The following is a 23943-nucleotide window of genomic DNA, read 5'->3' as shown; positions in this document are numbered from 1 at the left end:
CGACGGTCTTTATTTTTCTAAACCAAGTGCTTTATTATTACGATCAATAATACGTTGTAAATTCGTCTCATATAAAGGAATCTCATCTATTGTTAATTGAGATGGTGTTAACTTTGGAGCGAATTGCTGCAATGTTTTTAAAAGACGCATCATTAAATCTTGTACTGTAATGGTTTCACCAAGTAATTCTGAGAGTGAGGCCATCGTACTTGGTACAATTTCAGGGTACGTAAAGCGTGTTTCTTCCCCTTGAATTGCTAGGTTGTAGAAATCACGAACGAGTGCGGCACGCTCAGAGCCACTTCCGGTAGCGCAGAGATAGATTTGGACAGCGACACCTCCGCGAATACGACGTTGTGAAATACCAGCGAATTTTTGATCGCGAATACTTAAGTCATAACTACCAGGACAGTAAGAGCCGACAATTTCTTTTGCCTCGATAGTAACGTCGTAATCCTTTAACATCTCCTTAATCAAATGCCACATTGTATCGTATCCAAGGTCAATATCGATACCTTTTTCTGTTTCTTGGAATAAAAGTGATACGTTTAAAACACCTTCATCAAGCACGACCGCAAGCCCGCCAGAATTACGGACAATAACATTGAAGTTGTTTTGTTTTAAAAAAGAAATACCTTCTTCTAAATGCGGAAGGCGTGAATCTTGAATGCCAAGGACAATTGTATTGTGATGAACCCAAGAACGCATTGTTGCGGCTGACTTGCCATTTCCAATGCTTGTGCATAATGTGTCATCCATTGCGAATGACTGAAGTGCATGGAATGTTGGTCCCAAACTAGATTGATCTACAATGCGCCACTCTGGCTGAGATAAAATGGAACGGGAATTGCTCATATAACTAACCCCTTATCTTTAAAATGACAATCTCTATTATAGCAAAAAATGAAGAATGGAGTTTTCTCACATATAAAGGGGGAGCTTAGAGGTGAAATAATAAAAAGGATGCATTACATGCATCCTTTTTATTCTGCAATTTTTTCTAAATTACCGTTTCGGTCCATTCGGAAAGATGTTTGAGAACGTTCTTCGTCATCCATGACTGCCAATTTACGAGCTCGGTTCATAATGTTCATAAGTGTTTCGTAATCTTCTTGTACAGTATGAGATTGCTTTTCTAATTTTTCTAGTTTCTTTTCTAGTTCCTCATTCCGAAGGATTTGTGCTTTAATTTCTTGTTTCAATCTCGTATTCTCGTTTTCAAGAGCTGTCACTTTTATATTTGAAGATCCGACTGTTTGTAAAAAATAAATAACATCTTGCATTGTCATAGAGCTTCTTGCAGCAGGAGCAGTAGATTCTTGATATGGAATAGCTTCTTTATATTGTACGATTGATTCTTCCTGTACTAATTCTTCATAATCAGTTATCGAATCTGAAGCTGGTGGTGTATAAAGTAAACGTTTTTTCGCTTGTTCACCGCTTGCAGCACGCATTTTATCTTTACGATGTTTTTTTGCTAGTTGAAGAGCTTGTTCATAGCTATAGCGAACAACAGCATTCCAGCGGAAACCACAAGCAGCAGATGTACGATTTAACTGATCCCCTACTTCCTCAAATGCATTTAATTGCGTACTTCCTTCTCTAACATGACGAAGTACCGTTTCAGCAAGTAATAAATCATCCTCATCTGTCCAAGCATCTTGTCTTACTTTCATAGATTCAACTCCCTTTCTTTTTATGAACTTCCTATTTTTATAATGGGCAAAAAAATAAACTTTTATACAAAGCTTTTAAAAATATGGTAGATTTCGATGAAAGGTAAAAATTTTCCCATGAATGGTGAGCGCTTCTGTAGGAGAGCATATAAAATATGTAGCATTATGTAGAGAATAGGCTTTGTAGGGAAACTTGCAACGAGCTTCAAAGAGCGGTAAAATACCATTTAGTGTTTATTTTTAAACGTACTTGAGAAAAGTTTAAAATAGAGGAAGTGTTATATAATGGGAAACGAGTTTCGCGTGTGCGATGACTGTCAGGCAACGAACGTTAAAACGTTAGTTCCGAAGTTAAAAAAAGTAGATTCATGTGCAACGATTGAAGTTGGATGTCAGTCTTACTGTGGTCCTGGTCGTAAAAAATCATTCGCATTTGTAAATAACCGTCCAGTTGCGGCTCCAACAGAAGATGAGTTAATCGCAAAAATTGAAGCAAAGTTAAATAAGTAAGAAAAAGAAGAGTGAAAAGATTACTCTTCTTTTTTATGCCCATAAGAGGAATAATTTATTCTGCGAAAGTACTCTTGTATGGACGAACGTTTTCTAAAGGATAGACACAACTTTTGTATTAAAATTCCAATTTGTATAAATTTATATTTCAAAATAATGGTTGACAGTCTTTTAAAGCGATAGGTAGAATAGAAGTGTCTGATTCTGAGAATCATTATCAGGAAAATAACAATTCAACTAATTTTTTTATTACTATTTGAGAATAAATTTCATTTCAATAAATATATGTTGTTAGTTAGGATGGTTGAGGGATGGAAGCGAGCGCAAGCAGTATAGAACAGCAAGAAGAGAATGTTAAAGAGATTAAGAGCAGACCGCTTATCGCTTCTATTATTTTAGTAGCGGGTACAGTTTTGTTAGCTTTAAGCATGGCAGTTTCTATTTCTTTTGGGGCTGCAGATATTAGTTTAAAGACTGTATGGCAAGCTGTATTTCAGTTTGATGGATCTATTACACATCATAATGTAATTCAAGAGCTTCGCATGCCTAGAGCAATAGGGGGCGTAGTTGCAGGTGCCTTTTTAGCGGTATCAGGAGCAATTATGCAAGGTATGACGCGAAATCCACTTGCTTCGCCATCGTTAATGGGGATTACAGATGGGGCTGTATTTGGAATTGCAATTATGTATGCATTTTTTCCTAATTCACCTTATTTAATGTTTGTTATCGCATCTTTTATTGGAGCTGCGTTTGGTGCAAGCATTGTATATGGAATTGGGTCTTCTTCACCAGGTGGATTAACACCTGTGAAATTAGCTTTAGCAGGTGCAGCTATTAGTGCTTTATTAGGGGCGATTTCATCTGGAATCGCATTGTATTTCAATCTTGCCCAAGAGGTAAGCATGTGGAATGCAGGCGGAGTTGCTGGAGTGAAATGGCAAAGTATTAATATGTTAGTGCCAATTGGCCTTGTTTGTCTTTTTATCGCAATTATGATGTCGAGATATATTACAATTTTGAGCTTCGGTGAAGAAATTGCAATTGGACTTGGTCAAAATACGACATTAATTAAATTTATCGGAACAGTACTTGTTCTTGTTTTAACGGGTTCCGCAGTTTCCATGGCAGGATCAGTTGGATTTGTTGGTCTTGTAATTCCGCATATGACTCGTTTTCTTGTAGGCTCGGACTATAGATGGGTTATTCCATGTTCTGCGGTCTTAGGCGGGCTGTTAATTGAATGTGCAGATATGTTATCTCGCGTTATTAACCCGCCATTTGAAACGCCAATTGGAGCGATTACAGCGCTAATTGGGGTTCCATTCTTCCTCTACTTAGCACGTAATGAAGGGAGAGGAAAGATGTGAGGACGAGTGTCTTAACAAAAAAGAACATTTCTATATTAACGATTTTAGTAGGACTAATCGTTTCTATATTTCTTATTAGTTTAAATACAGGAACTTTTAAAATCCCGCCAATGGACGTATTAAAGTCATTGGTTGGACTAGGGGCTGAAGATCAGTCTGTTATTTTATTTGAATTCCGCATGCCGCGTATGGTAATTGCTATACTAGTCGGATCTGCTTTAGCTATGTCAGGTGCGATTTTGCAAGGTTTATCACGAAATCCGCTTGCTGATCCAGGTATTATAGGTATTAATGCTGGAGCGGGATTAACAGTTGTTATATTCGTCTACTTCTTCTTCGGGAAAGTAGGGACTGGTACATTTTTATCTGTATTCATTCTTCCATTCTTCGCACTAGTTGGAGCGATATTAGCAGCGGTAATTATTTATTTACTAGCATGGAAAGACGGCGTTTCATCGACTCGATTAATACTTGTCGGTATTGCCGTTGCAGCTGGATTTGGAGCTGTTAGTTTAATTTTCTCTATGAAGATGACATCTAACGATTTTCGTTTTGCTACGATTTGGCTGGCGGGAAGTCTATGGGGTACAGATTGGAAATTCGTATTAAGTGTACTTCCATGGATGGTTATTTTCTTACCGCTTGCTATAAGTAAAGCACACATATTAAATGTAATGAACCTAGGCGATTCTACAGCAGTTGGCCTTGGTGTAAACGTAGAAAAAGAAAGACGTAAATTATTATTTATTGCAGTTTGTTTAGCAGGTGCATCTGTTGCTGTTGCGGGCGGAATTGGCTTTATCGGTTTAATGGCCCCGCATTTAGCAAGGCGCCTTGTTGGTGGTAAACATCAAATTATGTTGCCCACCGCTGCGCTAATAGGAACGTTTTTACTTTTATTCGCAGACGTAATTTCAAGAAGTGTATTAACAACTTCAGAAATACCAGTCGGTCTTGTTATTTCTGTAATTGGTGCACCATATTTCATTTATTTACTTATGAGGACAAAATAAAGGGAGGCTTTTCGTATGGCAACTTTAGCGGTGGATGCGGTATCTGTTGGCTATAATGAAGGTTTAATTATTGACGGGTTAACAGTTGAAATTCCGGAAGGGAAAATTACAACAATTATTGGACCAAATGGTTGTGGGAAGTCCACATTATTAAAAACGGCGTCTCGTATTTTGAAGGCAAAGCAAGGTACTGTTTATCTCGACGGAAAAGCAATTGAGAAACAGCCAACGAAAGAAATTGCAAAGAAAATGGCGATTTTACCACAAACTGCAGAAGTGCCAACGGGTCTTACTGTATTTGAGCTTGTGTCATATGGAAGATTCCCTCATCAAAAAGGGTTTGGCACGTTGAAAGAAGAGGATTATCGCTACATTAACTGGGCACTTGAAGTGACAGGAATGAAAGAATTTGCGAATCGTCCAGCAGAAGCGCTATCAGGTGGCCAACGTCAACGTGTTTGGATCGCAATGGCTCTTGCACAAGGAACAGAATTACTTGTATTGGATGAACCAACAACTTACTTAGATATGGCTCATCAATTAGAAGTATTAAACTTATTGAAAAAGTTAAATGAAGAAGAAGGTAGAACGATTGTTATGGTTATCCATGACTTAAACCACGCTTCTCGTTTCTCTGATCATATGATTGCATTAAAAGCAGGTAAGTTAATGAAACAAGGAACGCCAGATGAAGTTATGACAAGTGAAACACTTCGTAACGTATTTGAGATTGAAGCTCAAATCGTTCCATGTCCAGTAAACTGTAAGCCAATTTGTTTAACATATGATTTAGCGATGATTAGTAATCAATTGCGTAAAAAAGCATAAGTAGAACCCCCTCGTAAAGAGGGGGAATTCTAATGGACGTTGAGCTTCTTATATAAGAATGGGAAGTTGAACGCCCGTTAGAATGGGTTGTTAACAACAATTAATAAATATATATTAATTAATTGTTATATTTGTTTCTTATAGTTCATTGTAACTTATAAGATAAATACAGCTAGAAGGAGTGGGAACATGAAGAATTTTAAAATGGCACTATTAGCAATGGTACTAGTTGTGACTTCTGTACTATTTGCAGCTTGTTCTAACAAAGAAGAAGAAAAGAAAGCAGATGCAAAGACTGAAGAGCGCACTGTAAAACATGCAAAAGGGGAAATTAAAATTCCTGCAAACCCAAAGAAAATTGCTGACCTTAGTGGTTCAACAGAAGAATTATTAATTTTCGGTATGAAACCGGTTATTACTGCTAATACATCTCAAGAAAAAATTGATGCACATATTGAAAAGAAACTAAAAGACGTTAAACCAGTTGGTTCTGCTTGGGGCGATAAAATTAACATTGAAGCAGTAGCTGCTGCAAAACCAGATTTAATTCTTGTAAATAATCGTCAAGAAAAGATTTATGATCAATTATCTAAAATTGCACCAACAGTTATGTTAAACACTCCATTAGATCAATGGCGTCCAAAATTCGAAGAAGTAGGTCAAATCTTCGGTAAAGAAAAAGAAACAAAAGAATGGTTCAAAAAGTATGATGAAAAAGCAAGCAAATTACATGACAAAATCGTCGCTAAAACTGGTGAAGCAACATTTATGAAAATGGCTGCATATCCAAATGCTTTCCGCGTATATGGTGATTACGGTTACGGTAGCGTAATCTTTAATGATTTAAAACTACCAGCAGTTAAAGGTACACCAACTGATAAACCGTTAGTACAAGTACAAAAAGAAGCTTTAATCGATTACAACCCAGATTACTTATTCGTATTTACAACTGGTGACGGTTCTCAGCGCTTAAAAGAATTCCAAGAAGAATCAATTTGGAAAAACATGAACGCTGTTAAAAATAACCACGTATTTACAATTAAAAATGAAGACTTAAACAAAGGTTACTTCCCACTAGGGAAAGATATGATCTTAGACGAAGTTGCTGAATTCGTTTTAGGTAAATAATGTATAAAGGAAATCACTTTTACTTCGGTAAAGGTGATTTTTTCTTTTTATAAAGGGAATTAATACAGTCTTTCATTTCTTTCTGTTTCTCATTTCGTTTATAATATAAAGTAAGAATGTAGTAAAGAAAGGGGGATGTCGGAAAGTGGTATATTTAAACGACAAACTCAGCGAAACAAAAGTGTTTAAAGACCCAGTACATAAATATGTGCACGTGCGTGATCGTGTTATTTGGGATTTAATCGGAACGAAAGAATTTCAACGCTTGCGCCGTATTAAGCAGCTTGGAACGACATTTTTTACATTTCACGGTGCAGAGCATAGTCGCTTTACTCATTCGTTAGGTGTATACGAAATTATTCGTCGTATGATTGATGATGTGTTTGATGGCAGACCAAATTGGAATGCTGAAGATAGATTGTTATGTTTATGTGCGGCATTACTTCATGATGTCGGTCACGGCCCATTTTCTCACTCGTTTGAAAAAGTATTTTCATTAGATCATGAGAAATTTACGCAAAAGATTATCGTAGGCGATACGGAGATTAATGATGTATTAAGTCGTGTTGATAAGGAGTTTCCACAAAAGGTAGCAGATGTAATTGCAAAAACATCTACTAATAAATTAGCGATTAGTATGATTTCGAGCCAAATTGATGCGGATCGTATGGATTATTTATTAAGAGATGCTTATTTTACAGGCGTAAAGTACGGAAACTTCGATATGGAACGTATACTGCGTGTAATGCGTCCGTATGGGAATCAAGTAGTCATTAAAAATAGTGGTATGCATGCTGTTGAGCATTACATTATGAGTCGTTATCAAATGTATTGGCAAGTATATTTCCACCCGGTAACGCGAAGTGCAGAAGTTATTTTAACGAAGATTTTACACCGTGCGAAATCACTGCACGAGAAGTATTATACATTTAAAAATCATCCTGTTCATTTCTATTCTTTATTTGAAGAAGAAGTAACAGTAGAGGATTATTTAAAGTTAGACGAGAACGTTATGTATTACTACTTCCAAGTATGGCAGGAAGAAGAAGATCCAATTTTGAGCGATTTATGCCGCCGTTTTATGAATCGAAATCTATTTAAATATGTAGAGTTTACAGATAAACACGGTTTAGATAATTGGATGGAGTTAAGTAGTTTATTTAAAAAGATTGGACTTGATCCAGAGTATTATTTAGTAGTTGATTCAACATCAGACTTACCGTATGACTTTTATCGTGCAGGAGAAGAAGAAGAGCGTCTACCAATCCTACTTCTTATGCCAAACGGAGAGCTTAGAGAGCTTTCACGTGAGTCGGATATTGTTGAGGCGATTACAGGTAAGAAAAGAACAGATCAAAAGCTATTCTATCCGCATGATTTAATCTATGAAGATGGAAGAAAAGGAAAATATAAAGAGAGAATTATTGAGTTGTTAGAAGGAAAGAAATAAGAAGCAGCTAATGACTGCTTCTTATGAAAAAACTTGAAATTATTTGTCGCTTAAGCGTTTTCCGCCAACTGCATAATGGTTTTTAGACATTTCTTCGATGAAAACAACGATGTTTTCTTCAGGAGCACCAGTTGTTTCGCTTACTGCTGCTGTTACTTTCTCAGCAAGAGCTTTCTTTTGTTCTTCTGTGCGTCCTTCTAGCATTTTCACTGTTACGTATGGCATGTACAATCGCTCCTTTTATGTAAGTTACACTCTTATTATAGCGGATTATGGGGAAGAACAATCGAAAAAACAAATAATTTCTTTTTTTGACATATGGAAGAGGAGATGAAGCATGGATCAGTTATTTAGATACCCGTTGCACCAAATTCCTTTGGTAGCAATGGCCATTATTATCGCATTATCAGTTCATGAATTTGCACATGCATATGTAGCATATAAATTTGGAGACGATACAGCAAAGAGACAAGGCCGTTTAACGTTATCACCGATGGCACACTTAGATCCTATAGGTTTGATTGCAGTATTAATTCTTGGATTCGGTTGGGCAAGACCGGTTCCTGTTAACCCATATAACTTTAAAAGACCGCGTCTTGCAGGTATATTAGTTTCAATTGCAGGGCCGATTAGTAACTTAATTTTAAGCGCAATTGGTTTAATTATTTGGTATAGCTTAGTAAAATTTGGTGTATTATACTCAATTCCATCTGCAGTAGCAGATACGTTAGCTCAATTTTTCCAGATTTTTATTATGCTGAATATCGTTTTACTTGTATTTAACTTATTACCGATCCCGCCACTTGATGGGTATCGAGTTGTGGAAGATTTAGCGCCAGCAAATATTCGCGCGAAAATGACACAGTATGAAAAATACGGGGCAATTGCGTTATTAATTCTCGTTATTACACCGCTTAGTAATTACACAATTCAACCTATTTTCCAGGTAGTTATTCCGCATGTATTTGTATTTTTAGATAGCATCATTGCGCCTATTTTTGGCCTTTTATAATTTTTAAGTGAGGAGGATTTTACATATGACAGAGAAAAAGAAAAAAATCGGTTTTAATATCGTGAAAAATGATTCAACAGATGGACATGGTGGATTTGGTGTTGGGGCATTAAGCTTAGAAAACATTTCACCTGTATTTGTTGATGTACTAGAGAAAACTGCATTCGTTGATATTGGTGCGATGCACGCGCGTAGTACAGTAGAAAAAGGTATTAAGTTTTTAACAAATAAAGATGAAGTTCCAAACGGAAAACCATTTTGGCTTGTTTGGGTAACGATTGAAAGAACTGCGACAGGTGCGTATTATGCAGGTGTAACAGCTTGTGAAATGACAGTAGACCGTGAAATTCGCCGCGGATATAAATCACTTCCAGAGCACGTAAATAAAATGGATAAATCATTGAAGCGTCACATTATGGTTGACCATATGGATGAATCATCTAAAAAGGTACTTGGTACGTTCTTGAAAGAACATAATGAAGCTATTTGGAACGAATCTAGTGAAGAATTGCGCCGTGCATTATTAAGTGAATAAAAAATAGCTGACGGATGCCCGTCAGCTATTTTTTTTACCAAGGAAGATATTTTTTCCACCAACTTGTTTTTTTCTTTTCTTCAGTCGTTTTTTCAAATTCTTCTTTATCATCGACGTGATCCATACAATATTCAGTCGGTTCGGTACCTTTAGCGAAATACATTTTCACAGAAATAGGACAATTTTTTGTAGCAATTTTACCGTTCTCTGGATTGATATTAACCGCTACGACGTCACTTGGTTGTTTAAATTCTTTTTTTGGTTGTCCCTCTAACCCTTTCTCCATCGTATCAGTCCATATTTTCTTCGCATATCCTTGTTCTGCTACGTTTGAAATAGATTTAGGTTGATCATATCCGACCCACACACCAGTTACGATTTGCGGAGTAAATCCGATCATCCAACTATCCGTTTCAGTAGAACCAGATTTGCCGGCATATGTTCTTGATAGTTTGGATAACATCGATTGACCAGTTACAGCAGCATAACTGCTTAGTTTCTTATTAAACATACCAGTCATCATTTCTTCCATTACAAACGCTTTGCTCTTGTCGAGAACTTGTTTACTCTCTAAATGAGCATCGTATAATATATTTCCTTCATGATCCATAATGCGGCGAATGAAAGTAGGTTTTACTTCTTTTCCACCATTTGCGAACATGCTATAAGCGTTAACCATTTCAATTGGTTTTACTGGTGATGTACCAAGAGCTAGAGAAGGCACATCTTTTAATGCACTTTTAATTCCAAATTGTTTCGCTGTTTTTGCAAGCGCGTCATCGCCTAAAAACAAATTCGTTTTCACAGCATAAATGTTATCAGAGACTGCGAGAGCTTGTGCCATCGTTACGAAATCATCTGCATAATAATCTTTATAGTTCTTCGGTTTATACTTTGAAACGCCGTCACCTAAGGTGAATACAGTATATTCGCTTTTTAAGCGCGTAGCAGGCGTGAATCCTCGTTCTAATGCCGCATAATATAGAAATGGCTTAAATGTAGAACCAGGCTGACGAATGGCTTGTGTAGCCCTGTTAAATTGACTCGTAGTATAATCAGTTCCACCAACAAGAGCAGCCACTTCACCTGTCTTTGGATTCATAGAGACGAGAGCAGTTTGTATGTTTGTTGTGTCAGGTATGTGATCTTTTACAGCTTGTTCTGCTACAGCTTGTAGTTTAGGGTCTAGCGTTGTATAAATTCGCAAGCCACCCCGTTGTAAAGCTTGTTCGTCTAATCCAACATCACGAAGGAGCGAAGCTTGTACAGCATCTTGGAAATATGGTGCGACCTCTGCTACTTTTTTCGTATCTAATGAGGCAAAAGTTAGTGGCTCTTTCTTCGCTAAGGCTGCTTGTTGCTTCGTAATATATCCTTGTTCTACCATTTCATCTAATATGAGAGCTTGTCGTCCTTTCGCACGATCCTCTTTCAAAAAGGGAGAATAGACACTTGGCCCTTTCGGGATACCTGCGAGCATACTAGCTTCTGCTAATGTTAACTCTTTTGCCGTTTTATCGAAATATAGACGGGATGCAGCTTCGATGCCATAAGCGCCATGTCCGTAATAAATTGTATTTAAATATCCTTCTAAAATATGATTTTTATTATAATTCACCTCAAGGCGAATTGTGTACATTGCTTCTAATAGTTTACGTTTCCACGTTTTATCATGATCTAAGTAAAGGTTACGAGCATACTGTTGTGTAATCGTACTAGCACCTTGGACTTTTGCCATCGCTTTTAAATCGGCAACAATGGCACCAGCAATACGTTTCATATCAAAGCCATGATGTTTGTAGAATCGTTGATCTTCAATAGATAGTGTCGCCTCTTTTACATAAGGTGAAATTTCATTAAGAGATACATTGTAACGTTTTTGCATTTCATTACTTTGTCCTATAACAGTGTCATCATTTGCGTAAAAGACGCTTGTTTGCGGGACCGCAACAGGAGGAGGTCCCATAATTTTTGCAACTATAATAATAACAAAAAAAGAAAAAACGAAGAAAAGGACACAAGAAAACATTGCGGTGAAGAAAAGACGTTTATATTTTTTAAGTTTTGGATTCATAGTTTGATCCATCTTTTTTCAGCCCCTCATTAATACAAGCGTTATTGTATTAGTATTGAGGGTTTTCATTTATTTTAAACAATGAAATTTCGAAAATAAAAAAGCCCCTTCCATTAAGAAAGGAGCTCAAAGGCACGTGCTGGCCAATCGGTAATGATGACATCTACACCATAATCAATCATAGTTTGTAAATCTTTGTATTCATTAATTGTATATGGACGGAAAACATACCCTTGCTCTTGTGCTGACTGCACAAATTCTTTCGTTAATAACTGGAAGTTTGGATGTAATCCATTTGCTTCTCTATGTTTTGCTTCGGCAATTGGATCAGAAAGTGGTGTATCATATAAAATTGCTCTTGGGATTTCAGGAGCAATTTCTGCTAATAATGAAACAGAGTCATGGTTAAATGATGAAAATACAATTTGATTAGAAAGATGATATTCACGCACAAGTGCAACAGCTTTTTCCTCAATATTTGGGTAATGAATAACATCTGTCTTTAATTCAATATTTAGTTGTAAGTTCGTTGTGGAAAGCCAAATGAAAACCTCACGCAACGTTGGGATTTTTGCTTCATGGAAAGAAGGGTCTTTATAGCTACCAGCGTCCAATGATTGTAGTTCCTCTACCGTTTTTTCCGAAACAAGTCCAACGCCATTTGTTGTACGATTGACGGTTTCATCGTGAATTACGACAAGTTCACCATCTTTTGATAAGTGGACATCGAGTTCAATTCCGTGAGCGCCAATGCGTTCTGCTTCTTGGAAGGCAATCATCGTATTTTCGGGATGTGTTCCTTTTACTCCGCGGTGAGCGAAAATAAGTGGTTTACTCATGTGAAATTCTCCTTATTATCTCTTTTCTTTCATTATGAAACTGCTTTAGGGAAAATACAATTGAATATGACAAACATTTACAAAAGTCTAACAGTTGCACAAAAGTTAACGTTAACGTAAAATGTAATAATCAAGTGAAGGGAGGAATAAACATGTATAAAATTGATGAGGTAACAAAGCAAGTTGGTTTGACAAAACGTACACTTCGTTATTATGAGGAAATTGGTTTAATTCATCCCCCTGAACGTAGTGAGGGGAACATTCGCCTGTATACAGACGGGGATATCGCCAGAATTAAAAAAATTGTGGAAGCGAAAGAAGTGTTAGGAATTACGCTTCAAGAGATGCAGCATTTTTTATCGTTAAAAGAAAGAATGGAGCAAAGAAGAAATAGCGAAAACCCTCGTGATCGTGAAGTGATTCAAGAAATTAAAGATATGCTTGAAAAACAAGTGGAAACGCTAGACGAAAAAATGGAGCAAATGCAACGTGTAAAGGCAGAACTAGAAGATAGTTTACATCGTGCAGTAACATTTTTAGAGAACACAAAAGGAGAGTAATCAAAATGGAGAGCAAACAAAAACTAGGGAGATTGATTACAGTGGTGGCTACCTTCCTTGCCTTTTCGGGTATAGGGGTAGTTGACCCAATTTTGCCAATTATTGCTGAGAAAATTGGTGCAACGCATTGGCAAGTTGAAATGTTATTTACCGCTTATATTTTAACGATGGCAATCATGATGTTACCAGCTGGTATATTTGCATCGAGATTTGGTGATAAACGGATGATGACAATCGGTCTTGCGATTGTGACTGTATTTGCGTTTATATGCGGTATATCGCAAACGATTGCTCAATTATCTCTTTTCCGCGCTGGATGGGGATTAGGAAATGCGATGTTTTTTGCTACAGCAATGACGCTATTAATAGCATTAAGTAAAGAAGTTCATGAAGCAGTAGGATTATACGAAGCAGCTATCGGTTTAGGCATGGCTGGCGGACCATTATTAGGCGGGATATTAGGTGGTTATTCTTGGCGTTATCCGTTTTTCGCGACAAGTATTTTAATTTTCTTAGCATTTATTTTAGTATTCTTTTTTGTAAAAGAACCGGAGCGAAAAGTGAAGCGTAAGGCTGCTGGGGTAGGAGAATTACTTAACCTGGTGAAGTATAAACCGTTTATGCAAGGTGCGATTTCAGGAATGTTATACTACTACGGATTTTTCGTTGTGTTAGCATATTCACCACTTATTATGCATTTATCAGCTATTCAATTAGGCTTTGTATTTTGCGGATGGGGGCTCGCGTTAGCTTACGGTTCTGCAATTTTAGCACATAAGCTAGAAGGGAAATATGAACCAAAAACATTATTAAAGGGTAGTTTACTCGTATTTGCGATTTTCTTAATTGCACTATTCTTTGTGAAAATTATGTGGTTACAAATTACTCTTATCGTTTTATCAGGATTGGCATCTGGCTTAAACAATGCATTATATACAAGTTATGTAATGGATATTTCACCTTATGAAAGATCTGTTACGTCAGGTGTTTATAACTTTGTTCGTTGGTTAGGTGGTGCGATTGCTCCAATTTTATCAGGAATTATCGGTCATACTGTTTCACCACAAAGTCCGTTTTTAGTAGGTGGAATTGTTGTGTTAGTTGGTTGTATTATGATCCTAATTCCAATTCGTAAACCAGTAGAAATAGAGACAAAAGCCCTTTCTTAAGAAAGGGTTTTCTTTCCTTTTGCGGTGCAAACCCTTTCCGCACATATGTTAGAACCCTCTGACTAAAATATATTTTCGGTATTTTTGTACTTTTAACTATACATTTTGGATGTTTTGTTTTATTTTTGTTAGGGGACATTAATGATGTCCCTATTATAAATTTGCATTGAAAGGCGTGATTGTACGATGGAACTATGGTTCACTGAAAAACAAACAAAACATTTTGGGATTACGGCGCGTATTAACCGCACATTACATACGGAGCAAACAGAATTCCAAAAACTTGATATGGTCGAAACGGAAGAGTTCGGAAACATGCTTATTTTAGATGGCATGGTTATGACAACAGAAAAAGATGAGTTCGTTTATCACGAAATGGTAGCACACGTACCTTTATTTACACATCCAAACCCTGAAAACGTATTAGTTGTTGGTGGCGGTGATGGTGGTGTTATTCGTGAAGTGTTAAAACACCCAAGTGTAAAGAAAGCAACTCTTGTTGAAATCGATGGAAAAGTAATTGAGTACTCTAAACAATACTTACCATCAATTGCAGGCGCATTAGATAATGAGCGTGTAGAAGTAAAAGTAGGAGACGGTTTCCTACATATCGCAGAAAGCGAAAATGAATACGATGTAATTATGGTAGATTCTACTGAGCCAGTAGGACCAGCAGTAAACCTATTTACAAAAGGCTTCTACGCTGGAATTTCAAAAGCGTTAAAAGAAGATGGTATTTTCGTTGCACAAACGGACAACCCTTGGTTTACACCAGAACTAATTACAACTGTGTTTAAAGACGTAAAAGAGATCTTCCCAATTACTCGTTTATACACAGCAAACATTCCAACTTACCCAAGTGGTCTTTGGACGTTCACAATTGGATCTAAAAAACATGATCCATTAGAAGTAAGTGAAGAGCGTTTCCACGAAATCGAAACGAAATACTACACAAAAGAATTACACAATGCAGCATTCGCATTACCGAAATTTGTTGGGGATTTAATTAAGTAAGAGAATTGTATCAAACAAATAAAGTGTAAGTAGCTCATTTAAGGTGTTTGTCCAGAAGACTTGAACATGCTAGCTACTTACACTTCTGTAGAGAAAATCGTCTTCTTGTTGTTAAAAAGAAGACCCGGTAAATCGAGAAAGAGGAGCAATTCGCTCCAAATTTGAGAAATAGTGAAAGGTTGGGATACCTTAAGTTCCACATAAGGAGGAAAAGAATATGCGTTTTGATGAAGCTTATTCAGGTAAAGTATTTATTAAAAGTCATCCAAGTTTTGAAGAGTCAAAGGTAGTTATTTATGGGATGCCTATGGATTGGACAGTAAGTTACCGTCCGGGATCTCGTTTTGGCCCTGCACGTATTCGTGAAGTATCAATCGGTCTTGAAGAATATAGCCCGTATTTAGATCGTGAACTAGAAGAGGTAAAATATTTTGATGCGGGTGATATCCCATTACCATTCGGAAACGCACAACGCAGCTTAGACATGATTGAAGAGTATGTATCAAAACTTTTAGATGCCGATAAGTTTCCACTAGGTCTCGGCGGTGAGCACCTAGTGTCTTGGCCAATTTTTAAGGCAATGGCAAAAAAATATCCGGATTTAGCAATCATCCACATGGATGCTCATACTGATTTACGTGAATCGTATGAAGGGGAGCCTTTATCCCACTCTACACCAATTCGTAAAGTGTGTGATTTAATTGGTCCGGAAAACGTATATTCTTTCGGAATTCGTTCTGGAATGAAGGAAGAATTTGAATGGGCGAAAGAAGTAGGTATGAACTTATACAAATTTGACGTATTAGAACCGTTAAAAGAAGTATTACCGAAACTTGCTGGCCGCCCAGTCTATGTCACAATCGACATTGATGTATTAGACCCAGCTCACGCTCCAGGAACAGGAACGTTAGAAGCTGGCGGTATCACATCTAAAGAATTATTAGATTCCATCGTAGCAATTGCAAATTCAAATATAAATGTAGTTGGAGCAGACTTAGTAGAAGTAGCTCCAGTCTACGACCATAGTGATCAAACACCAGTCGCAGCAAGCAAATTCGTGCGGGAAATGCTGCTCGGTTGGGTGAAATAAAAGCGGAAGCGGCTCGCTCAGAATGTGAGGGGGATGGAGTTTCAGACGTAGAGGCGCTTTTTGCCTCGAAGGAAGAAGCGAAGCCACCGATCATTCTAGCCACTGCAGCTAGATAAAGTAAAAGTGAAGCCGACTGTTCAGACCCGGTGACTAAGGTTCTTTCCTGCAAAAGGTGCTTTTTACCTTTTGGCAGGGAAGGTTCTTAGACGCAAGGGTCTAGGAGGCGTAACTGGATAGTAATAAAAGCGGAGGCAGCTCGCTCAGAATCGCAGGTCATTGGAACGCTCGACCGAGAGTGTGAAATGGCTGGAGATTCTAGCCGCTGCAGCTAGATAAAATAAGAGCCCTCTATATGATTAGAGGGCTCTTATTTTGTCGTTATGTGTCGGTAAGTCGATATATTAAAAAAATCGCTGATATAATTCGAGTTGCGCCGATATATTAAAAAAATCGCCGATATAATTCGAGTTGCGCTGATATATTTAAAAAACCGCCGGTATAATTTCATTTACCGTTACGCAACACAAAAAAAAGCTATTCTCAAACGATGGGAATAGCTCTTTTTCTTATGCAACCTTCTCTTCCGGAGTAACTCCGCGAATTTCATCAGCAGAGCGGATTGGATATTTACGGAACACAATAGATCCAATGTATCCGACAATAGTGGTAACGATTCCACATAGTACGGCAGCGATCGTTACTTTTATAACGTCATTAAATCCGAATAGGACAAGAAGACCTGGAATTGGTGATGCTGTTCCTGGTGCATTATTAACAAGCTGGAATAGCGATGTAATAATACCGGCAAGTGCACCGCCAACGAAATTTGTCATATAGATAGGAATTGGATTTGCTGAGACAACATCGGCTTGTGTTAAAGGCTCGATTGCTACAGCAATTGTATCTTTCTTTGAACAAATTTTTAATCGTTTAAAGAAAATAAAGTTCATCGGGGCTGAGGCGGCAACGGCAAGACTACCAATCGCCATTGGTAAACCTGTTAATCCAAGCATTGCAGTTAGTGCCATAGAACTTAGTGGAGAGGTAGAAATAACTGTTATTAATCCACCAAGCATAATACCCATAATGATAGGGCTTTCTGTAGTTGCAACTGAAATCATAGAACCGATTTTACCGAGTGTTGCGTTAACAAGCGGATCCATAAGCATTGCCATTCCGCGTGAGATTGGTGCAGCGATAAATAGGATTGCTAAAAATTCCACGCCAGCTGGTAATTTCTTTTCGAGAAATTTCACGACGAAAGCACAAACGTATCCAGCGAAAAATCCTGGTAAAATACCGAATCCACTAGTAGCGATACCAATTAAAACAGCGTATACGGGGGAAACACCGATTGCTAATGCGACTAAAATCGCTGCTGCGACACCGCTCATACTACCGGAAGCTTCTCCTACTGATTGTAAAAAGTCATTATGAAACATTTCTCCACCTATATAACGGTGAAATGCTTCAATAAGAAAACTTGCGATTGCTGCATTAGCTAAAGCACCCATCGCCTTCATTCCATAAGGCGCACGGTAACTAAAAAGTGTAAATAGACAAAGTACAACAAGTAATAGTGCTAAACCTTGCAAGATAGCCATTTGAAAACTGTCTCCTTTGATTTTTGTAATAAAAATTCGTATCATTCAATAATAATATAAAAGTGTATGAAACGGAAAAATTTTTTCTTGGGAACTTGCTGTAAGAAAAAATCCCTTACAATAATGTAAGGAAAGTGTAAGACTTTTAGATAGAGTATAGTATGCTCTTTTCCGTATAATACAAGTATAGATATAATACTAGTGAGAAAGAAGTGCAAACAGGAGGTTCATGTATGAAATTGGTAATTAAAGTTTTAGCTATATTCGCCATTATTCTAGGTGGAACAGCGTATTATTTGAACACAAAAACAGAAGGTGTACATGCTTTTGTAGACAACTTCTTTTCAAATAAAGAAATACAAGATTATTATGCGGTTATAGATAAAGGTGAGAAAAAAGACGGAGAATACTTGTATACTTTTAAAGGGTATACAGAAGACGGAAAGTTACAGATCATTAAAAGAATGATGAACCGTGAATTGCATACGGGGGCGTTTATAAAAATTTATGCAAAAGGTATGCAAGGAAAAGGATGGGCTGAAATCCCGAAAGAATCTATTCCACAAAAAGCGTTGGAAAAAATAGAAAAACCATAAAAGGAGCGACTCATTCGCTCCTTTTTAGTGGGTTAAAATAGTGATAGATGTTTTTTCCTTGTTAGAAATAATTTTTGCACGTCCACCAATTGGGAAAGTGAAAATCGGGGTTGTATGCCCGAAACTTGCGTTTGCAATGATAGGAATATGTGCAAGTTCAGGTTTTGAAGCAATCATTTCTTGAATGTCTTCTATCGTACATTCTGCACCTTTTTGCATCTTTCCTATAATGATTCCCTTTATGTATTCAAAATCTTGCTGCTGCATAAGGGAATGTAAATAACGATCAAAAGTTTTAAGAGTAGATGTTCCAGTTAAACTATCTTCTTCAATAAATAAAATTTTGTGCTTTAAATTTGGCATATATGGTGTGCCTTGCAGTAAGTTAAATGTGCTCATATTGCCACCGATAATATCTCCCGTAGCTTCTCCTTCCTGAATTGAAACGTATCCTTCATTTTTAATAAATTCTCGATTTTCCTGATCTATATACCAAGAATCATCGCTCCATGTTTCAGATGGCAGGACTTCAATAGGCTCATTAGAAGTTAAGCACTTTAAAAAGTAATCGGTTGTATACCCGAGCCCTTTCTCCATTCCAAACGAAGAGAAATGGGGTCCTGAATATGTAACAAGCCCTGTTTTTGCGTAAATTGCATTATTTAAGGCAGTAATATCAGAATAACCACAGAAAAATTTCGGGTTTTCACGAATTAAATCATAATCGAGATGTTTCAATAAACCATTTGAGTTGTATCCGCCAAGTGTAGTCAAAATAGCTTTTACATTAGGGTCTCCAAATGCTTCATGGAGGTCTTGAATGCGGGAAGAAATAGAGGAGGAAGCAAATCGATCTATCTCATCAGCATATTTTGAGAATGTAACTTGAAAGCCCATGTCAGTTAATCTTTTTATAGCAAGTTTTCTATTTTCATTTGAAACAATACTTAAACTACACGATGGTGAAATCACTCGTATTTCATCACCCTTTTTTAACTTTGTTGGTATCACTATATTCACCTCTTTAATTGAAAGAATATTTAGATTTAAAAAATATTTTATCATATGAAATAAAGTAGAAGTGAATTATTTTTTGAAATGGAGTTTTCCTGATTTTTCAGCAGACAGACAGAGTCTTTTTTTGATATGATAGGAAAAGTGATTTATTATAAGTAGTATTTAATATCTATAACATTTGAAAGGTGTGCAAGACGTGGAGAAACAACTTGCAGGCTTGCCGGTACACGTTCATTTCGTAACAGAAATCCGTGAAGGGGCGAGGAAGGAAACCGTTGCTTTTGAAGCAAATGGTCAATACTATGTAAAAGGTCAAGGTACATATGTAACATTCCAGGAGCCGAACGAACAAGGCGAAGTGAAAACAATTATTAAAATTCAAGATGAACAAGTTCTCATTATGCGTTCAGGTGCTGTTTCTATGCGTCAGACGCATGTGAAAGGTGAATGGACAACTGGTACGTATACGAGTGAACTTGGTACGTTTGCATTGCAAACAAAGACTGATAACGTTCTTTTTAAATGGTCGGATGAAAAGAAAAAAGGACAACTCTTCTTAACTTACGCATTGCTTCTAAGTGAACAAGAAGCTGGCAGATATACTATTACAATTAATTTGAAGGAGGCAAAATAATGAATTCCTTAGAACAAGTAAAAGGATTGATTAAAGAAGAAATTCAGGCTGCTGTATTAAAGGCAGAATTAGCGACAGAAGAACAGATTCCAAACGTTGTATTAGAATCTCCAAAAGATAAAACAAATGGTGACTTCTCTACAAATATGGCAATGCAACTTGCACGCGTTGCGAAAAAAGCACCTCGTATGATTGCAGAAGAACTAGTTGCAAACTTCGATAAAGCAAAAGCTTCTATTGAAAAAATCGAAATCGCTGGTCCTGGTTTTATTAACTTCTATATGGATAATAGCTACTTAACAGATTTAATTCCAACAATCGTAAACGCTGGTGAAGCTTACGGTGAAACGAATACTGGTAAAGGTGAAAAAGTACAAGTTGAGTTCGTATCTGCGAATCCAACAGGTGACCTTCACTTAGGACATGCACGTGGTGCGGCAGTAGGTGACACTTTATGTAACTTATTAGCAAAAGCAGGCTACGATGTATCTCGTGAGTACTACATTAATGATGCTGGTAACCAAATTCATAACTTAGCTCTTTCTGTTGAAGCTCGTTACATGCAAGCTTTAGGCTTAGATAAAGAAATGCCAGAAGACGGTTATCATGGTGCGGATATCATTGGAATTGGTAAACGTTTAGCTGAAGAATTCGGCGATCGTTATGCGAAAGCTGATGAAAAAGAAAGTTATGAATTCTATCGTGAATACGGTTTAAAATATGAATTAGCAAAACTTCAAAAAGACTTAGAAAGCTTCCGTGTTAAATTTGATGTATGGTTCTCAGAAACATCACTATACAAAAACGGAAAAATCGATCAAGCTCTTGCTGTATTAAAAGAGCGTGAAGAGATCTTTGAAGAAGACGGCGCAACTTGGTTCCGTTCAATGACTTACGGCGATGACAAAAATCGTGTATTAATTAAAAACGACGGTTCTTACACATACTTAACGCCAGATATCGCGTATCACCGTGATAAATTAGAGCGTGGTTTTGATAAGTTAATCAACATTTGGGGTGCTGACCACCACGGTTACATTCCTCGTATGAAGGCTGCTATTCAAGCACTTGGTTACGATAAAGACACGCTTGAAGTAGAAATCATCCAAATGGTACAACTATACCAAAATGGTGAAAAAATGAAGATGAGTAAGCGTACGGGTAAAGCAGTTACACTTCGTGAGCTTATGGAAGAAGTAGGCGTGGACGCAATGCGTTACTTCTTCGCAATGCGTAGCGGTGATTCTCATTTAGACTTCGATATGGACTTAGCTGTATCAAAATCTAATGAAAACCCAGTATACTATGCACAATATGCTCATGCTCGCGTATGTAGTATCCTTCGTCAAGGCGAAGAATTAGGATTAGCTGTAGATGGAGATGTGAACTATAAACTTGTTACTTCTGAGAAAGAAGTAGAGTTACTGAAAAAACTTGGTGAATTCCCAGCTGTAGTTGCGGATGCAGCACAAAAACGTCTGCCACACCGTATTACAAACTATGCATTTGAATTAGCAGCAACATTACACAGCTTCTACAATGCAGAAAAAGTATTAAACCAAGATAACTTAGAATTAAGTAAAGCTCGTTACGAGTTAATGAAAGCAGTACGCACTACACTTCAAAATGCATTAGCAATCGTAGGAGTATCTGCACCAGAAAAAATGTAATGAAGAAAAGCGGAAGCGGACTTTCGTTTTTAAATAAAAGGCAATCACACGATGTTGTGATTGCCTTTTTATGTGGAGATAATAAAAAAATTTATCAAACAAAAGGGGAATTTGCGTCGTCTTATATAAATGACAGGAGGCTTATGATGGAAGAAAAGATAGAAGAATTAATTGATATATATAAGCAGCAAATATATTCCTTATGCTATAAGTTAGCGAAAACGAAAGAAGATGCGGAAGATATTTTTCAAGAGACGTGGATAAAGGTTTTTTCATCAAGGCACCAACTTTTTTATGTGGATAATTATAAAAAGTGGATTACTACAATTTGCGTTCGTACATTTTATGACTTTTACCGCAAGAAGAAAAGATGGAAAGATCGCGTCTTAGATTTATTTTATAAAGAAGATGGTGGAGAAATAGATTTCGCAGATGATGTGAATATATCAGAAGAATTTATTCAAAAAGTGGAAGCGGAAATGATACGGGAAGTTATACAGCTATTGAATGAAAAATATAAAACCGTGCTCGTACTCTACTATTATGAACAATACTCTTATAAAGAAATGAGCGAAATATTAAATATACCGATTGGTACAGTGAAATATCGCCTTAATTATGCGAAGAAGCAAATGCGAGAACATTTGGAGGGGTTCGTTTATGACAGAAGATAAATTTGAACAGAAGGTAAAGAGTAGCTTAGCAGAAGAGATAACTCCAAGCGAAGAGCTAATAAATAACACGAAGCAGGGCGTGCGAAAGGCTCAGAAGTTAGAGAGGAAATGGATGATTTGTATTCACACCATTTGGATTGTTTTGTTAACAATTGTTATAGAACAATTTGTCACACATTTGGATTATAAAATTCCTATGTTGATAGCCATTGTGATTATGATGCATGTATACATTCCGATATATGTTGTAATACAGTCATTTTTAAAGAAGGAGTATAGATTACATGAAAGAGTTCGCTAATCCGTTTGTACTATTTGAAGTAGCTGGAGTGACGATGTTTTTAGCTTTTATAGCACTTTTAATATGTGTTGCATCATGGGTATATACAGATGCTAAAGCACATCAAATGAGCAAAGGATGGAGTATTTTAGCAGTTATATTGCCATTCTTTATTGGGTTTTTATTATATATGGTAAGAAGAAGTAAAAAGAAGGTTGAAGGAGAATGTAAGGTGAATTTTGTTAAAAAACAGAAAGTAACATTAGTTGCGATATTGGCAAGCACAATGTTTGTATTACTTAGTGGTTTTACTTTTGCACAAACGTTAGATGATGCATGGAGAGCCGGGGATATATATTTAGCAAATGAGAAGCAAGGGAAAACAAGTTATGAGGCAAAATTCTCATCATGGGATATTGCCAGTAAGGATATTGAATTTCAGTATGAAAAGGATACAGAAGTGACATTTTCTTATGAGACAGATGCAAAACGAGGAAACTTATGTTTTAGTGTGTATGAAAGACAAGGAGAAGGTATAAAAGAGTTAAAGGAAATTTGTGAATCGAAAAAAGGTACTTTTACAGTTACTTTAAAAGCAAATGAAGAATATGTATTGAATATAAGCGGATTAACAGTAAAAGATGGATTTGTAAAAGTGAATTGGCAAGAGAAATAAAAGGGGCCCTATAAAGGACCTCTTTTTTATTGAATAGTATAAGTAACAGAAAAACTAACAGGACTATAGTAAACGTAAGGTGCATGAAATTGAACATACATATTTCCATCTGTTTTTGCAGTGAAAATTCGGCCGTAACCATCAGAATAACGTCCAATTAGGTTATGATTTGAGTCATAAACACTGTAACTAGGAGTTTTGCTGTTAGGATGAATTGTTAGTTCTTGTCCTTTTTGAAGGAAAATAGGTTCTTGTTCAGAACTACCTCCAGTTTGCAAAGAATAAAATTTTGTAAAGCTTTGTTCTTGAGCGGCAGCAGCGACTTTTGTTTCAGGAATAAACGCAGTAGCTCCAGTAATTCCTGCTAAAGTTAATGCACCTGCTAAAATCATTTTTTTCATAATAGAAAAAGCCTCCTTATTAGTTGTAATCAGTTTTGTTACAATTAATATTGTATACGATAATGGGTAGGATAAAATATGCTTTTATGCATATATATTTTTTCTCAATAAAAGACCACCGATAAA

Annotated in this window: 26 protein-coding genes; 18 read left to right on the top strand and 8 right to left on the bottom strand. The window is 36.8% G+C overall.

What is annotated here, in order from left to right:
- Positions 1 to 9: 9 nt before the first annotated feature.
- Both ACQGSG_RS05570 and ACQGSG_RS05565 read right to left on the bottom strand, forming a co-directional pair.
- Positions 10 to 855 carry a lipoate--protein ligase family protein gene (locus tag ACQGSG_RS05570; protein WP_000071949.1) on the bottom strand — a complete coding sequence of 282 codons (846 nt, stop codon included), beginning with the start codon at positions 853 to 855 and terminating at the stop codon, positions 10 to 12.
- 128 nt (positions 856 to 983) lie between these two features.
- On the bottom strand, positions 984 to 1676 hold the full coding sequence (locus ACQGSG_RS05565; RefSeq protein WP_000868358.1) for an RsfA family transcriptional regulator: 693 nt from the start codon (positions 1674 to 1676) through the stop codon (positions 984 to 986).
- Between the two features lie 285 nt (positions 1677 to 1961).
- Between ACQGSG_RS05565 and ACQGSG_RS05560 the strand changes: the two genes are divergently transcribed.
- The 6 genes from ACQGSG_RS05560 (at position 1962) to ACQGSG_RS05535 (ending at position 7972) form a co-directional block, all read left to right on the top strand.
- Positions 1962 to 2186, top strand: coding sequence for a DUF1450 domain-containing protein (locus ACQGSG_RS05560; RefSeq protein ID WP_000526078.1), 225 nt, complete (start codon positions 1962 to 1964; stop codon positions 2184 to 2186).
- Between the two features lie 311 nt (positions 2187 to 2497).
- Positions 2498 to 3553, top strand: a complete 1056-nt coding sequence (locus tag ACQGSG_RS05555; protein WP_000388296.1) for a FecCD family ABC transporter permease — start codon at positions 2498 to 2500, stop codon at positions 3551 to 3553.
- On the top strand, positions 3550 to 4566 hold the full coding sequence (locus ACQGSG_RS05550) for a FecCD family ABC transporter permease (protein ID WP_001260757.1): 1017 nt from the start codon (positions 3550 to 3552) through the stop codon (positions 4564 to 4566). The genes ACQGSG_RS05555 and ACQGSG_RS05550 overlap by 4 nt, the downstream gene beginning before the upstream one ends.
- A gap of 15 nt (positions 4567 to 4581) precedes the next feature.
- Complete coding sequence (locus ACQGSG_RS05545; RefSeq protein ID WP_000212068.1) at positions 4582 to 5394, top strand: ABC transporter ATP-binding protein; 813 nt, start codon at positions 4582 to 4584, stop codon at positions 5392 to 5394.
- Positions 5395 to 5583: 189 nt separating this feature from the next.
- The gene (locus tag ACQGSG_RS05540) at positions 5584 to 6522 is read left to right on the top strand and encodes an ABC transporter substrate-binding protein (protein WP_000787724.1); all 939 of its coding nucleotides are present in this window, start codon (positions 5584 to 5586) and stop codon (positions 6520 to 6522) included.
- Positions 6523 to 6667: 145 nt separating this feature from the next.
- Positions 6668 to 7972, top strand: a complete 1305-nt coding sequence (locus tag ACQGSG_RS05535) for an HD domain-containing protein (protein ID WP_000262730.1) — start codon at positions 6668 to 6670, stop codon at positions 7970 to 7972.
- A 39-nt stretch (positions 7973 to 8011) separates the two neighbouring features.
- Here the strand turns inward: ACQGSG_RS05535 and ACQGSG_RS05530 are convergent, their stop codons facing one another.
- The gene (locus ACQGSG_RS05530) at positions 8012 to 8197 is read right to left on the bottom strand and encodes a 2-hydroxymuconate tautomerase (protein ID WP_001147171.1); all 186 of its coding nucleotides are present in this window, start codon (positions 8195 to 8197) and stop codon (positions 8012 to 8014) included.
- Between the two features lie 112 nt (positions 8198 to 8309).
- Between ACQGSG_RS05530 and ACQGSG_RS05525 the strand changes: the two genes are divergently transcribed.
- Both ACQGSG_RS05525 and ACQGSG_RS05520 read left to right on the top strand, forming a co-directional pair.
- The gene (locus tag ACQGSG_RS05525) at positions 8310 to 8984 is read left to right on the top strand and encodes a site-2 protease family protein (protein WP_000372455.1); all 675 of its coding nucleotides are present in this window, start codon (positions 8310 to 8312) and stop codon (positions 8982 to 8984) included.
- Between the two features lie 25 nt (positions 8985 to 9009).
- Entirely contained in the window at positions 9010 to 9519 is a 510-nt protein-coding gene (locus tag ACQGSG_RS05520; protein ID WP_000136678.1) for a YwhD family protein, read from the top strand.
- Positions 9520 to 9553: 34 nt separating this feature from the next.
- Here ACQGSG_RS05520 and ACQGSG_RS05515 read toward each other — a convergent pair whose 3' ends face one another.
- Positions 9554 to 11605 (bottom strand): transglycosylase domain-containing protein, encoded by a 2052-nt coding sequence (locus ACQGSG_RS05515; protein ID WP_000372967.1) that lies wholly within the window; start codon positions 11603 to 11605, stop codon positions 9554 to 9556.
- A gap of 101 nt (positions 11606 to 11706) precedes the next feature.
- Positions 11707 to 12432: a glycerophosphodiester phosphodiesterase gene (locus ACQGSG_RS05510; protein ID WP_049106877.1), complete on the bottom strand. Its 726-nt coding sequence runs from the start codon at positions 12430 to 12432 to the stop codon at positions 11707 to 11709.
- 152 nt (positions 12433 to 12584) lie between these two features.
- Between ACQGSG_RS05510 and ACQGSG_RS05505 the strand changes: the two genes are divergently transcribed.
- From ACQGSG_RS05505 to speB, 4 genes are all read left to right on the top strand, one after another.
- Entirely contained in the window at positions 12585 to 12992 is a 408-nt protein-coding gene (locus ACQGSG_RS05505; protein WP_000276578.1) for a MerR family transcriptional regulator, read from the top strand.
- A 5-nt stretch (positions 12993 to 12997) separates the two neighbouring features.
- Positions 12998 to 14161: an MFS transporter gene (locus ACQGSG_RS05500; protein WP_000444239.1), complete on the top strand. Its 1164-nt coding sequence runs from the start codon at positions 12998 to 13000 to the stop codon at positions 14159 to 14161.
- Positions 14162 to 14347: 186 nt separating this feature from the next.
- Positions 14348 to 15175 (top strand): polyamine aminopropyltransferase, encoded by an 828-nt coding sequence (gene speE, locus ACQGSG_RS05495; RefSeq protein WP_000424696.1) that lies wholly within the window; start codon positions 14348 to 14350, stop codon positions 15173 to 15175.
- A 217-nt stretch (positions 15176 to 15392) separates the two neighbouring features.
- Positions 15393 to 16265, top strand: coding sequence for an agmatinase (gene speB, locus ACQGSG_RS05490; protein ID WP_001209831.1), 873 nt, complete (start codon positions 15393 to 15395; stop codon positions 16263 to 16265).
- Positions 16266 to 16831: 566 nt separating this feature from the next.
- Here speB and ACQGSG_RS05485 read toward each other — a convergent pair.
- Complete coding sequence (locus ACQGSG_RS05485) at positions 16832 to 17869, bottom strand: PTS sugar transporter subunit IIC (protein ID WP_098005335.1); 1038 nt, start codon at positions 17867 to 17869, stop codon at positions 16832 to 16834.
- 233 nt (positions 17870 to 18102) lie between these two features.
- Here ACQGSG_RS05485 and ACQGSG_RS05480 point away from each other — a divergent pair, with 233 nt between their 5' ends.
- Complete coding sequence (locus tag ACQGSG_RS05480; RefSeq protein WP_000779915.1) at positions 18103 to 18465, top strand: YxeA family protein; 363 nt, start codon at positions 18103 to 18105, stop codon at positions 18463 to 18465.
- Positions 18466 to 18489: 24 nt separating this feature from the next.
- On the opposite strand, the gene ACQGSG_RS05475 is transcribed toward ACQGSG_RS05480, so the two are convergent.
- The gene (locus tag ACQGSG_RS05475; protein ID WP_000613235.1) at positions 18490 to 19476 is read right to left on the bottom strand and encodes a S66 family peptidase; all 987 of its coding nucleotides are present in this window, start codon (positions 19474 to 19476) and stop codon (positions 18490 to 18492) included.
- A 202-nt stretch (positions 19477 to 19678) separates the two neighbouring features.
- Between ACQGSG_RS05475 and ACQGSG_RS05470 the strand changes: the two genes are divergently transcribed.
- The 5 genes from ACQGSG_RS05470 (at position 19679) to ACQGSG_RS05450 (ending at position 23416) form a co-directional block, all read left to right on the top strand.
- The gene (locus ACQGSG_RS05470; RefSeq protein ID WP_000414867.1) at positions 19679 to 20116 is read left to right on the top strand and encodes a DUF1934 domain-containing protein; all 438 of its coding nucleotides are present in this window, start codon (positions 19679 to 19681) and stop codon (positions 20114 to 20116) included.
- On the top strand, positions 20116 to 21786 hold the full coding sequence (gene argS / locus ACQGSG_RS05465) for an arginine--tRNA ligase (RefSeq protein ID WP_001086446.1): 1671 nt from the start codon (positions 20116 to 20118) through the stop codon (positions 21784 to 21786). Before ACQGSG_RS05470 ends, argS begins: the two co-directional genes overlap by 1 nt.
- A gap of 146 nt (positions 21787 to 21932) precedes the next feature.
- Positions 21933 to 22460 (top strand): RNA polymerase sigma factor, encoded by a 528-nt coding sequence (locus tag ACQGSG_RS05460; RefSeq protein ID WP_058840350.1) that lies wholly within the window; start codon positions 21933 to 21935, stop codon positions 22458 to 22460.
- Complete coding sequence (locus ACQGSG_RS05455) at positions 22447 to 22761, top strand: hypothetical protein (protein WP_000133823.1); 315 nt, start codon at positions 22447 to 22449, stop codon at positions 22759 to 22761. The genes ACQGSG_RS05460 and ACQGSG_RS05455 overlap by 14 nt, the downstream gene beginning before the upstream one ends.
- Positions 22745 to 23416 (top strand): hypothetical protein, encoded by a 672-nt coding sequence (locus ACQGSG_RS05450; protein ID WP_000657192.1) that lies wholly within the window; start codon positions 22745 to 22747, stop codon positions 23414 to 23416. Before ACQGSG_RS05455 ends, ACQGSG_RS05450 begins: the two co-directional genes overlap by 17 nt.
- 26 nt (positions 23417 to 23442) lie before the next feature.
- Here ACQGSG_RS05450 and ACQGSG_RS05445 read toward each other — a convergent pair whose 3' ends face one another.
- Entirely contained in the window at positions 23443 to 23817 is a 375-nt protein-coding gene (locus tag ACQGSG_RS05445; protein WP_000738221.1) for a hypothetical protein, read from the bottom strand.
- Between the last annotated feature and the right edge of the window lie 126 nt (positions 23818 to 23943).

It is taken from the genome of Bacillus sp. GMa5/1, from assembly GCF_050172015.1.
In the GTDB taxonomy this organism is placed as follows: Bacteria; Bacillota; Bacilli; order Bacillales; family Bacillaceae_G; genus Bacillus_A; species Bacillus_A cereus.
This window is presented reverse-complemented; position numbering and strand designations above follow the sequence as displayed.